Source organism: Colwellia sp. 12G3 (assembly GCF_002836775.1).
Taxonomy (GTDB): Bacteria; Pseudomonadota; Gammaproteobacteria; order Enterobacterales; family Alteromonadaceae; genus Colwellia.
On record NZ_PJAQ01000032.1, the window covers coordinates 224,583 to 237,568 of the forward strand.

Here is a 12,986-nt window from a genome sequence, read left to right on the forward strand (position 1 = left end):
GAATATATTACTAAATAGACTCATTTATTAATGACTATCTTATTGTTAAAAGAGTTAAATGCACAAAACAATGTTGTCCGTGACTGTTTTCGGGTGTCGTAAGCACATTAGCAGTGTTGAAGATTAATGGTGGTAATAACGATAGCCCTTATTTTGCTTTCTCTTTTTGAAATCGATTATTAACCTTGATAGGTTGCTAATCGGCTACTACTTGCTTACAGTCTCGGTTATTGATTGCTGTAACCATTATTAACGTTTAAAGGAAGTGTCTTGGAGTTTGCCAACCTAACCATTGAAATAGCCTTATTTTTATTTACCGTTGCCATTATTGCCGGTTTTCTCGATACCTTAGCAGGCGGTGGTGGTCTATTAACGTTACCCGCGTTAATGATGAGTGGTATACCGCCACTGCTAGCATTAGGGACTAATAAATTACAATCAAGCATGGGCACAGCCACAGCTACCATAATGATGTTACGGGCTAGGCGAGTACGCTGGCATCAGGTAAAGCATTTAATGCTTGCAGGTTTTATTGGCTCGGCGGTAGGCACAGTCATTATTCAGTTTGTCGATGCACAAATGTTGACACTTATTATCCCTGTGGTGATCACTTGTATTGGTATTTATTTTCTTATTACACCTACCGTTGATGAAGAAAATAAGTTAGCTAAAGTCTCATCGGAAAATTACAAGAGATTCGTGATACCGCTAATTGGCTGTTACGATGGTATTTTTGGTCCTGGCACGGGTTCATTTTTTACTTTAGCAGGTCGCGCATTACGCGCACAAAAATTTCTTGAAGCTACCGCTATCGCTAAAACATTAAACTTTGCCACCAATATTGCTTCGCTTATTGTGTTCATTTTTGCCGGGCAAGTGATCTGGATGGTTGGCTTGACTATGATGTGTGGGCAATTTATTGGTGCTTGGCTTGGCTCTCACTTTTTGTTCAAAATACCGGTCAATTATTTACGCTATTTAGTGGTATTCATGTGTTTTGCTATGTTAATTAAGTATGTGTCTACTTAGTTTACGGTCAAATCTATTACAGTAATAAAGCGGCTACAGGAATAACACTAAGCGCGTATTGAAACCGCTGCTTTTCCCTTGTAAGTCACACGCCTCTGAAATGAAACTACAGCGGTCTAAATCGATCCAACGGTAATTGAAATTGATGTTGAATTTTGGCGTTAACCACCAAGCCAGGCCAACAGAAAATATTGCGGTATCGCCGGCAGATAAACCGCCGTCGCTGCCATCAAATACCGACCACCTTGTACTGACTTCTAATGCGCCCCAGCCGCCTTGTTCAACACTACGAGCAACCATTAAAGGGGAAAAGGTGCCACTTCTTTTATTGTATTCTCGCATCTCACCTGTTAGTGATAATACCGCGCTAACGTGGTAGCCAGAGAGTTCAGGATTTTTCAGGTAATCTGCCGACACTTTATTCTTACTATATTCTCCAATCACCCAAATAGGGCCTTTTCGCCATGATGCTTCAAGGTTGTAGGTAAGGCTGTTATCAGCATCAATTTCACCGGTATCAACAAAGATGGCTGATTTATTAAATTCAGGTTCTGAGGCGTATCTTAATGCTTCTTTCGCGTTACTGTAACGTAGGCCAAAAGCCAGATGGACCAACTCGTTTTCATCTTCAGACAGATAAGGTAACCAGGTTGTTCTCCCCACTAATTCTGTCGAGTTATCGCTAATTGAACCATCATCTTCTAACCAGTTATTAAAAACACCACCTGCCCAAGTTAATTGCTGATTAAGCGTAATACCGCTGAGAACAGCGCCGAAATTACGAGAGGGTAGTAGCGCATCCGAAACCAAAGAGCGCTCTTGCATCGGTAAAAAGGTCATACTCATCAGTCTTTCCATAGAAATAGGCTCTTTTTGCTTACCTATACTGAGGGTGGTGTTATAAAAGGTAGGTATATCAAGGCGCCAATCTATAACGCTGACATTATCTGTGGTGTTAGTGTCAAAACCTTTATCAAAGGTATTGGTTGCACCAGTGATCATATAAACCCAAGGTTTATCAAATTTTATGGCGCCAGCTAAGCCAAAACGTAATGCCCGAATTTCACCGCCATTAAAATCTTGTAAATCTCCCACTTGCGCTAAACTGGCTTCATCTTGTGATTGCCAGCTTTGCCTATCTAAAGCTAATGCACCAATTAAGATGGTCGAAAAATAATCATTGTCAAATTTTATCCAATTGGCATCTTTGTAGTTACTGGGTAAAACAATAGGCGGAGGGGTATAAGCCAACCAACCGGCACGTTTGGCTTTGGTTCTTTTTTGTTCAGCTAGGGCTGAGATATTACTTTCGGCTTTGAGATTATTTCGAATAATCACGCCGTTATGTATGGCGAGTAATACATGCTTTTTTGTGTCGAGTAAGGCTTCAATATTGTCGTGGGGATTAGCATCTAAAATCATGAAATTGGCAATTTGACCTGATTCTAGTGAGCCAAGAATAAAACCATTTTGACCGTCAAAAATTATATCGTCATGGCTAATGTCAACATCATCTTGAGTCACTAAATCAAATAATTTGTTGGTAATAACTAAGTTGGCAGTTGTACTCTTGCCTTTATTTGCTGGATCAACAAAAGTAACGTTTCGAATAACTATTTTTTGTTCGATTATCTCAGCAACCACCAAGGTCGACTCAGCTAAAACAGGTTCGGCTTGACTCGTAGGTAACAGACATAAATTGAAAAAGACGATAGTAAGAATTATCACGGTCATGTTGAATGGATTGTTTTTAATTTTCATACGCTCCTATGTGTTTCAGGTAGTAAATGGCATTGGAAATTAAGCCGTCACTTTCTTTTCTATTAATGATTTTAATAGCAGATTAAGCAAATTGCTCATTTCCGAAGTAACTTAATCTAGAATAGATGCTAAATAAAAGTAGGAGTCTCTATTAATAGATTTCGAGGATGACGTTCTCGGTATTAAATATACCGTCACTTTTATTAATATCAATTATTTGCGTAACATCCACGATTATTAAATAGCTATATATCATGTTAACAAAACAGAACGCTAGGTTAACTTTAATTAACCCAATGTTAACTTTATTTGACATTACTATTTAAACTACGTACTGTATGTTAAGTTTATTTAACATTGGAAGTGCGACATGATTTTTAAAGATAGTAACTTTAGTGAACAAACGGCTTGGATTAGTGTGACCTTTACCGTATTTATAGCCTGGTTTTATGCCAATGGTATGACACAACTTGAAGGAACGTTTTCGACCCATGCCGACCAAATAGTTGGTTTATGGGGTCAAACAATGCTTGCTAGTATTATTTTTGTTGTTATTGCCTTTACCGCTCTAGCTGTTATTAGGAAGTTCACTGGCGATGATGACGATATTTCTTTGGTTGATGAAAGAGATGAACTCATTGAAGCAAGAGCGACTAGATGGGCTTACTATAACTTGAGTACTTGCATTATTCTTTTGTTTGTACATATATTCTGTCAAGGTGTTATTACTAATTATCCCTTTTTTCCTAATGTGCCCCCCATCGATTTTCTCATTCACGGTTTGATGCTTTCAAGCTTACTGGTTGAGTTTATTTTACGTGCGTCACAAATCTACCGTTACCGTAAAGCGGCTTAGCTAAAGCGATTAGTAGGTTAACCTTACGATGATTAATTATGGAGAAAAGCATGAGTAAAAAGGCTAAAGGCGTGATTAGTAATCAGCTAAGAAAAAAGCGCTTCGAAAAAGATGAAATGACCCAGCAAGAACTCGCCAAAGCGTTGGGCGTAACTCGCCAAACTATTGCTGCTATTGAAGCAGGGAAGTATTCTCCTTCGTTAGAGGTGGCTTTTTGTTTGACCGATATATTCGATACCCAGCTTGATGAGCTATTTCAGTGGCAAGCAAACGACAGTGACGCAGACAAAGACTAAGAGAATAAACGAGCAAAGAAGTTACATCGGTTTATAAAATTACTTTCGTGATCAAATTTTGTCTTATGTGAAGCGGCAAGTAGCTGACTAAATAGCTACTTGCTCTTAACTTATGCTAGGTTAATGATTAACGGGTCTTAAACGATTAATTACGAAAGAACACGGTATTCTTTTGCAAGACAATATCGGGCTGTTCAATAGCTTGAATAATGAAATTAAAATGCGTTATCTTCTTCTTGAGTTCGTAACCATCAATAGCTAAAGTCACAGGGATCTCTTGCATAACACCCGCGCCAATCAGTACTTTTTTAGGCAACGTTAATGTCAGTGTTGATTGTGTGTTAACTAAGTTGTCGACATCAATATTAAAGTGCAGTGGTACTTGGCTTTTATTGAGGATTTTTAAGGTATAAGTATTCTCAACCACCCCTTCAAAATTAACGCGATATAGCGCAGTTCTATCGCGAATGATATTGGCTTCTAACGGAATTCTACCCTCAATCCAAATGCCTAATAATATGATGAACAGTAAACTCAATGACCCATAAGAGACGAGTTTTAAATTAAAACGTTTAGTTTCTTTGCCAGCGAGTTGTTGTTCACTGGTGTAGCTAATAAGGCCTTTAGGGTAGTTAAATTTCTCCATGGTTTGATCACAAGCATCAATACACAGACCACAGTTAATACATTCGTATTGAATACCGTTACGAATGTCTATGCCGGCAGGGCACACATCAACACATAAATTACAGTCAACACAATCGCCTAAACCTTTGTCATCTTTGAGTGTTTGTCTATCATCACTACGTTTACGCGGTCCTCTTGTTTCACCACGGGTTGCATCATAGGCAACCATTAAGGTGTTTTTATCAAACATGGCTGACTGAAAGCGAGAATATGGACATAAGTGAATGCAGACATGCTCTCTCATCCAACCCGCATTAGCGTAGGTTGCTAGGGCAAAAAACAATACCCAGAAAGTGACTGCACCGCTCCAATCAAAGGTAAGCATAGTGCTATAAAGCTCGCTCACGGGTACAAAGTAAGAAATAAACGTTGTCGCGGTAACTAACGACATCAACTGCCAAATACTATGCTTGAGTGTTTTTTTGTAGGCTTTAGTTAGCGTCCAAGGCGCTCTGTCTAATGCCATGCGTTTGTTACGTGTGCCTTCAATGCGATGCTCAACCCACACATAGGCCAGTGTCCAAACAGTTTGCGGGCAAACATAACCACACCAAACCCGTCCAAGCCAAGTGGTAATAAAAAACAACGCAAAGGCTGCCACCATAAAAATTCCGGCAAGCAAAATAAAATCTTGTGGCCAGAACGTGAGGTTAAATATTCTAAACTCTTGTTTAACTACATCGAGCAATACCGCTTGTTGATCATTAAATTGCACAAAAGGCATGGCAATAAAAGCAAGCATAAGTAGCCAGTTAATATAGCGGCGAATTTTTTGGTAAAAGCCTTTTTGTTCTCTAACATAAACAGATGTTTGAGATTTATACGGCTTAATGATGAGGTGCTCTTCTTTTATATCAAACTTCATTTCTTACTACAGGGTCATAATTAAGTAATGACTCTATATCAATAAACGCGCCATAAATTATGGTTTTTAAGGTGTTGTATTATATGGTTAAATTTACTTTTTAGGTAAGGTGTTGCCACGATATATCGTGTTGATGCGATATATCGTGGTTTTGAAGGCTTTATTTGATTTAACGGCGATGAATATTTAGCTTTTGCATGCGTGAGCGTAAAGTACTATCGGGTAAGCCCAGTATTTTTGCTGCGCCATGTTGACCACCAATTTGCCAATGGCAATCAGTTAATACTTCGATAATGTAGGCCTTTTCAATGTCTGCTAAAGGTTTGTTGAGTGAACGCGCAGCTGATTGAGATTTATCGAATTTTTGCTGGATATACAAAGTATGAGAGTTGGATAGAATCACTTCTCGTTCGAGAATGTTTTGTAATTCTCTGATATTACCCGGCCAGTGATAATCCGCTAATTTAGCTAAACTTTTTTTACTTATTCCTTTGATATCTTTATTAAGCTTATGATTCAGTTGCGCTAAAATACTATGGCACAGTAAGGGAATATCTTCGATTCGTTCTCTTAATGCCGGCATCATAATGGGGAAAACATTTAAGCGGTAATATAAATCCATACGGAACTTACCTTGCTCTACCATGGCTAGTAAATTTTGGTTGGTCGCGGCAATTATACGGATATCTACTTTAATGGTTTTACTGCCACCAACGCGTTCAAATTCCCGTTCTTGTAATACCCTCAGTAATTTACTTTGTGCATCAGGAGATAGCTCACCTATTTCATCTAAGAAAAGTGTGCCTTTATCGGCGAGTTCAAAACGACCGCGCCGTTTCTCACTTGCCCCAGTAAAAGCACCTTTTTCGTGACCAAACAGCTCTGATTCTAGCAAGTTAGCCGAAAATGCTGCACAGTTAACTTTAACAAGTGGCGTGTTTTTACGTTGACTTAATTGATGTAAGTTACGTGCGACCAGCTCTTTACCGGTACCATTTTCTCCGAGAATAAGTACCGTGCTGTCGGTTTGCGCAACCAGCTTTATTTGTTGCAACATAGCCAGAAAGTTTGGGCTATTACCTTCTAAGCCGGAGCCATGCCAACTGTCGTTAATTTCATCTTGTAAGTAGCTGTTTTCTGCTTGCAGTTTTTCTGTTAGATCTTGCACTTTTTTCAACGCCGCTCGCAGGTTACTATCAGCTAATCTTTGTTGGCTAACATCACGAAAAACAGCTACTGCGCCGATGAGTTCACCGTCTTTAAATACTGGCGTTGAGGTATATTCTACCGGAAAGCTACTGCCATCTTTTCGCCAAAATACTTCATCGGTAATTTTACGTTCAACACCATCACGCATAGTATTGTAAATATTACATGCTTCGCTAGGGTAGGGCTCACCATTGGCATGGGTATGGTGATGGTATTTGTGGATGTTTTTTCCCAACAATTCTGCTGATTTCCAACCGGTCATTTGTTCTGAGGCAGGATTGACAAATACGGCATTACCGTCTCTATCAAAGCCATAAATACCCTCGCCAACGGCGTTGAGTAGCAGTTGAGAGTCAGCTAAAAATTCTTTTATATCTATGGCCATACACTGCTTGCTCTTGGAAATTATTGAATACACGATATATCGTGGTGTAGTGTTAGCTTATCAGGTATAGGTAAAAAAATCAGGCGGTAGGGGAAAATGAGGCGATAAAAAAGCTAGTGCTAAAAATTAACACTAGCGTTAACCCTGGTAGTTTGGTTTTCATTCAGCTCAATCAAAATGTGGGCTTACTTTACAGCAAGCCCATTGTTCTTCATCCGTCTCTTGAGTGCGCAAAGCGGACTCTAGCAGTTTTTATTCTAACGTCCGCTTCACTAATAAAGCGGTCATTAGCATCGAAGATAACCTTGTGACTTCTGTTAGCCAAAAGCGGAAGTTAGCATTTGAGTTAAAACGGCAGTTCAGAGATCCTAAAGCTTCCTTTTTCACTTAAAAATTCACATCTGTTCATAACTGAAATTATGCCTAAAATTCTCACATAGGATTAGACCTCAAATCCCCAAAGCGGACATTAGAATGATTTAATCTTTTAAATGAATTTAGAGTATTATGTCTAAGGCGCAATCGCCCCCAGAACGACTTAGGGCTAACCGTCATTTTTGCTACACTGTTGATTAAACCAGAAGTATTGTAAAGGACAGGTATATGATCTGAAGGCAGACGCTAGGGTCGTAACAGGTTTACTTTCTCTATTAGAAGGTAATTATCGCGTCAATTACAGACTCTGACAGACCATTGAGTGCCATTAACAGCTATTCAGCAAGTGAATGAAATACGATTATGACTTTATCTTTGAAAATGCTACCAGTAGATTTAGACACTCATCGTAGCTCAAGTTGTATGCATTGAATTCGCCTCCTACCATGTACTTTTTTAGTATTTTAAAGTGACGTTCCATCCGTAATACTACTCCCATTCCCCAGTGTTCAAAGGAACACTTAGCGGCTTCCCTTTCACCAACCAAATGGATGTTATTATGCCGTACATCTTTTAATATTTTTCCGTAGAGGTCTTTGACAACTTTCTCATCACCCTCTAAGCACTGTATAAAAAATTTAGAGTTTGCACACAAAAATCCAGAAATATATATCTTTTCGTTGTCGAATTTTGCTTTACATACGATAGTTTGAACTTCTGATATCTTTAAATTCTCATTTGGAGTACTTACATAAATTAGTTGGTATACGCTCATAATAGTACGTCGCTCATGGTTTGTTCACATAACTTATTATGGATACGGCTCAGTAATCTCCGTTTCATAATTTTAATTTTAATTTAAAATTAATATCTCATAACTTCCAATGAATTAGAAACAATTAAAATTCTAGATAAATATAAAACTGTAAATATAAATAAGGATATTACTGAGGCGGCTTAGTAATATCGCTTCATTCTTAAGTACACAAGTCACTATAAATTCAAAGAGGTAAGTTTTTTTTGAAAAAAGACACTCATATTTTGATGTATTACTAAGCCGGCTCAGTAATAAATCTTTTTAAATATTTTATTTTTACTGAGCCTACAAATTCAACTGTAGGTAAACAGCTAGATGACACATGGGGTATGTAGTAGTTTTTTATTTGATAAACTTTGGTATTTAAATTAGGTATCCCTCGAAAGTGTTCTAAACTTGAAACAAACCACTTAATAGATGTTGAATATGAAATTCCACTTTGTTGTCATAATCTTATCCATGATTTTACTTAATTCTTGTTCTAAAGTAGAGTCTCCACCTCTGATTAAAATTGCCACTAACCCGTGGCCAGGCTACGAATTTGTACATTTGGCTTATAACAACGGTTATTTCGAAGAGGTGGGTTTAAACATAGAGTTAGTAGAACTAGGCTCCTTGTCAGATGCACAAACCACATATGTTGCTGGTCATGTTGACGGCCTAACATCTACATTAATTGAGGTTATACAAGCAGAGGCGTTAGGAGGTAAGCCTCTGAAGGTAATTGCATTTCCAGATTACTCTAATGGTGGCGATGTCATAATAGCCAAAGGTGACATTAATGATATTACCTCGTTGAAAGGTAAACGTGTTGGTTGTGAAGTATCTTCATTAGGCTTATTCATATTACAAAGAGCATTAGTTAAATATGGTTTAACATTGGACGATGTCAAAATCGTTAATGTTGAACAATCTAATGGACTAGATGCATTTAAAAACGATCTAGTTGATGCCTTTGTTAGTTATCCTCCAATGTCATTAAACATTTTAAAACATCAAGAAAATCAAGTTATATTTGATACCAGTGAAATACCCTATGAAGTGTTAGATACCATTGCTGTATCTACAGATATATTGATTAAAACGCCTGACTTTCAAAGTAAATTTTTAAAAGCATGGGAAATGGCCATCAACTTCACTTCTCAGCATCCAATTAAAGCGTATGAAATAATGGCAAAGCGAGAAGGTATTTCTAGTCAAGAGTTTCAAGACGCGCTAGCAGGTATGGTGATACTAGACGTGGAGAAGCAAAAAGTGCTGTTTGCAGACAACCGCAAGTTGAATACTATGGCTGAAACGGTTTGTGATATTTTAGTTGAATCTAAAGCAATTTTTAGAGACTGCCAAAACTTGCCTAATCTATTTGTAACTAAGCAGAGTCAATAAGTTTATAAAATGCAAAAAAACGAAAATAAGTTCACCTCATCATTGTCATTGAAACTTAACGGAATATTACTGCTTATTTGTTTTATAGTCTTGGGAACGAGCAGTGTTTATTTAACACAGATGTTAGATAGGCAGATAGACCAGAAAATAGAAAGTAGTACCAATAGCATCATCGACTCCCTTACCATAGCTGTACACATCGATACTAGTAACCACAGTTTAAGTAGAGTTGTGAGTACATTAGTTGCGAATTCCGACACACATCACTTGAGTATCATTGCTAATGATACTCAAGTGATAGTAGCAGATAACAATCATAGTTTTATTGGGCAGCAAACTAAGGACGTATTTACAGTCGCAGAGCAACAACTATTGATTGAACACCTAGAAAATAGCAGCAGTAATATGAAGATAGAAAATAGCTTATTATTGAAGGTTGCTAAAATTAACTTGATAGACAATAACATAATGAGGCTCAGACCCCATACAGTACTGTTTAGTTATGACATCACGCCTTTAAAATTGGCTGAAGAACAAGAATTGTATTCCTTATTAGTCGTCTCATTTGGCGCAATAGCAATGATTATGTTTTTGGTAAATCTGACTCATAGATATGTATTATTGTCACCACTTAGCATCTTAATCAATACCATTAAGATGCAAAAGGAAACAGATGGTCTTTTATTATCAAAACTAACAAGCAATGATGAGTTAGGAATACTATCGGAAGAATATAATCAGCTTATTCAGGTTAATGCCCAAAAAGAGCAAGAATTAAGAGGTATGCTGAAATATGTAGATAGCATAACAGATGCCGTTCCTGTCTCATTGGCCTACATTGATAAAAACCAGCAATATCGATTTGTTAATAAAAAATATCGTCGTTGGTTTAACGTATCTATTGATGATTTCTCTGGTGAAACAATCCCCATAAGGTTAAAAAATAAAGTAAATGACGTAATACAATCCAATATTGAACAAGCCCTTGCAGGACAATTAGTTGAATTTGAAATCCAAATACCTTTGTTTGATGGTTCTAAAAAAGATGTCAATATTACTTACACCCCTCACTTTAATGATGAGAGCCAAGTTCTTGGTATATTTGTTTGTATTGATGATATGAGTAAAACCAAAGAGTCTGAGCACCAACTTGCGGCTTACGCACAAGAAATCGAATTTAATAATTGGGCGTTAGAAGACGAAAAAGAAAAAGCGGTAGAAGCAAGCAAAGCTAAATCACAATTTTTAGCAAGTATGAGCCACGAGATACGCACACCAATGAATGGGGTGATAGGTATGTTAGGTTTATTGTCAGGAGGAACACTCACCTCTGAACAACAACATCGTGTAGATGTTGCTCACGGAAGTGCACATTCCTTACTTAGCTTAATTAATGACATTTTAGATTTTTCAAAAGTTGATGCGGGGAAAATGGATCTAGAGTCCATTGATTTTGATTTACGCAAGATGTTGGGTGACTTTTCCGAATCTATGGGGTTGCAAGTTCAAGAAAAAGGAGTAGAGCTAGTACTAGATATTGCAGAAATAGATGAGTCTCTGATTAAAGGCGATTCCAACAGACTTAGACAGATATTAACAAATATCGTATCAAACGCTGCCAAGTTCACCAATGATGGTGAAGTAGTTATTCAAGTAGTATTAACCAATGAAGGTGACGAAAACTGCCGATTAGACTTTCGTGTTAGTGATACAGGTATAGGAATACCTAAGAATAGTATATCCACATTATTTGACTCATTTAGCCAAGTTGACGCATCCACTACTCGCAAGTTTGGTGGTACAGGCTTAGGTTTAGCCATAGCGAAAAAGTTATGTCAATTGATGGGGGGGGATATCGAGGTAACCAGTTTAGAGAATGAAGGTAGTCATTTTAGCTTCCATGTTATTCTACAAATAAGCTCAGCTTCTACCAAAATTATCCCACCTGTGGCTTTAGATAAAGTAAACCTACTTGTTGTAGATGATAATGCGAGTAATCGAGCCGCTTTAAACTCTCAGCTAACACATTGGGGAGCGAACGTTGTCACAGCAACAGGAGGTGTTGAGGCGATTAAAATGTGTGAAGAACGTATTAAAGACGCTAATGGTAGTCTATTTGATATGATTTTGATTGATATGGAAATGGATGATATGGATGGGATTCAATTAGGTAAAGAACTTAATTCTGATCCACGCTTTAAAACGGTCAAACTAATATTGATGACCCCTATGAACTACAAAGGTGGTGCACAATATATCACTGAATTAGGCTTTAGCGGTTACTTTCCAAAACCCACCACCACCTTAGATCTATTTTCAGCATTATCGCTCATGAACAAGGCGGAAATAACTCAAACAGAAAAATATACAGGTACAGAAAAAGTATTAGCGATAACTGGAAATACATCATCAGTAGTAAATAACGAACCATCACAAGAATCAAGGCTGATAATCAAGTCTTCAGTAACCATTGATCGTTCTCTTATCGACCCTCCCCATAACCGTGATTTAGAAAATTTACGTGTTTTATTGGTTGAAGATAACAAAGTAAATAGAATGGTCGCCAAAGGTCTCCTTAATAAATTTGGAATTACCTCAATCGACTTTGCCATTAATGGTTATGCTGCAATAGATTTGCTAAAAGAAAGCCAAAATAATTTGCCCTATTCAATTATTTTAATGGATTGTCAAATGCCTGAAATGGATGGTTATGAAGCTAGTAGAAATATTCGCGAAGGTAATGCTGGAGAAAGTAATAAATATTTGCCAATTATAGCAATGACCGCCAATGCGATGAGTGGTGATAAAGAAAAATGTCTCTCTGCGGGTATGACAGATTATTTGTCAAAACCAATAGTTCCTGAACAATTTTTGAAGATGTTGAAACTTTGGGGAATAGATAAAAAAGCAGCTAACTATTCTGTGGATTAGGTATTATCTAGGTTATATATTGCTAAGTTCTATTCTATCAAGAAAAAAATTTTTACCGAAATAACTCACTTGATAGAGTGCATTACCAAATTCGTAATGCTCGATTTAAACAGGTGAGTTCGCAGAGTAGTATATTTGGTTAAGTCCGTTATTGAAACTAACTGATTTTTAATATCCGAAACTACACCGTTTGTGGATCTGGCTAGTATTCCTAAATATCTTCTTTTAGCGAGCAGAAGTCATAAGGGTATCATCGATGCTAACGACCGCTTTAATTCTTGGAACTGCCGTTAGTGAAGCAAGCTCTAGAGTCAGTAATGCGCACCCAAGTTGTCATAAAATCTAAGGTGCTAAGTACCTCTAATTAAGGTTAGTCGAATGTCCGCTTT

The 12,986-nt window shown here is 37.5% G+C and carries 9 protein-coding genes; 5 read left to right on the forward strand and 4 right to left on the reverse strand.

Annotated elements, in window-relative coordinates; genetic code table 11:
- The first annotated feature begins 270 nt into the window (after positions 1 to 270).
- The gene (locus CXF71_RS09890) at positions 271 to 1,029 is read left to right on the forward strand and encodes a TSUP family transporter (RefSeq protein ID WP_101232783.1); all 759 of its coding nucleotides are present in this window, start codon (positions 271 to 273) and stop codon (positions 1,027 to 1,029) included.
- 33 nt (positions 1,030 to 1,062) lie between these two features.
- Here the strand turns inward: CXF71_RS09890 and CXF71_RS09895 are convergent, their stop codons facing one another.
- The gene (locus tag CXF71_RS09895; RefSeq protein ID WP_101232784.1) at positions 1,063 to 2,790 is read right to left on the reverse strand and encodes an OprO/OprP family phosphate-selective porin; all 1,728 of its coding nucleotides are present in this window, start codon (positions 2,788 to 2,790) and stop codon (positions 1,063 to 1,065) included.
- 370 nt (positions 2,791 to 3,160) lie between these two features.
- Here CXF71_RS09895 and CXF71_RS09900 point away from each other — a divergent pair, with 370 nt between their 5' ends.
- Together CXF71_RS09900 and CXF71_RS09905 are read left to right on the forward strand one after the other, a co-directional pair.
- Positions 3,161 to 3,646, forward strand: a complete 486-nt coding sequence (locus tag CXF71_RS09900; RefSeq protein WP_101232785.1) for a hypothetical protein — start codon at positions 3,161 to 3,163, stop codon at positions 3,644 to 3,646.
- A 50-nt stretch (positions 3,647 to 3,696) separates the two neighbouring features.
- On the forward strand, positions 3,697 to 3,942 hold the full coding sequence (locus CXF71_RS09905) for a helix-turn-helix transcriptional regulator (RefSeq protein WP_101232786.1): 246 nt from the start codon (positions 3,697 to 3,699) through the stop codon (positions 3,940 to 3,942).
- A gap of 145 nt (positions 3,943 to 4,087) precedes the next feature.
- Here the strand turns inward: CXF71_RS09905 and ccoG are convergent, their stop codons facing one another.
- The 3 genes from ccoG to CXF71_RS09920 form a co-directional block, all read right to left on the reverse strand.
- On the reverse strand, positions 4,088 to 5,494 hold the full coding sequence (gene ccoG, locus CXF71_RS09910) for a cytochrome c oxidase accessory protein CcoG (protein WP_101232787.1): 1,407 nt from the start codon (positions 5,492 to 5,494) through the stop codon (positions 4,088 to 4,090).
- A 169-nt stretch (positions 5,495 to 5,663) separates the two neighbouring features.
- On the reverse strand, positions 5,664 to 7,088 hold the full coding sequence (locus tag CXF71_RS09915) for a sigma-54 interaction domain-containing protein (protein ID WP_101232788.1): 1,425 nt from the start codon (positions 7,086 to 7,088) through the stop codon (positions 5,664 to 5,666).
- Between the two features lie 736 nt (positions 7,089 to 7,824).
- Positions 7,825 to 8,238 (reverse strand): BLUF domain-containing protein, encoded by a 414-nt coding sequence (locus CXF71_RS09920; protein ID WP_101232789.1) that lies wholly within the window; start codon positions 8,236 to 8,238, stop codon positions 7,825 to 7,827.
- 468 nt (positions 8,239 to 8,706) lie between these two features.
- On the opposite strand from CXF71_RS09920, the gene CXF71_RS09925 reads away from it, so the two are divergent.
- Positions 8,707 to 9,666, forward strand: a complete 960-nt coding sequence (locus CXF71_RS09925) for an ABC transporter substrate-binding protein (protein ID WP_157826729.1) — start codon at positions 8,707 to 8,709, stop codon at positions 9,664 to 9,666.
- Between the two features lie 9 nt (positions 9,667 to 9,675).
- Positions 9,676 to 12,597 carry a hybrid sensor histidine kinase/response regulator gene (locus CXF71_RS09930; protein WP_101232791.1) on the forward strand — a complete coding sequence of 974 codons (2,922 nt, stop codon included), beginning with the start codon at positions 9,676 to 9,678 and terminating at the stop codon, positions 12,595 to 12,597.
- The last annotated feature ends 389 nt before the right edge of the window (positions 12,598 to 12,986 follow it).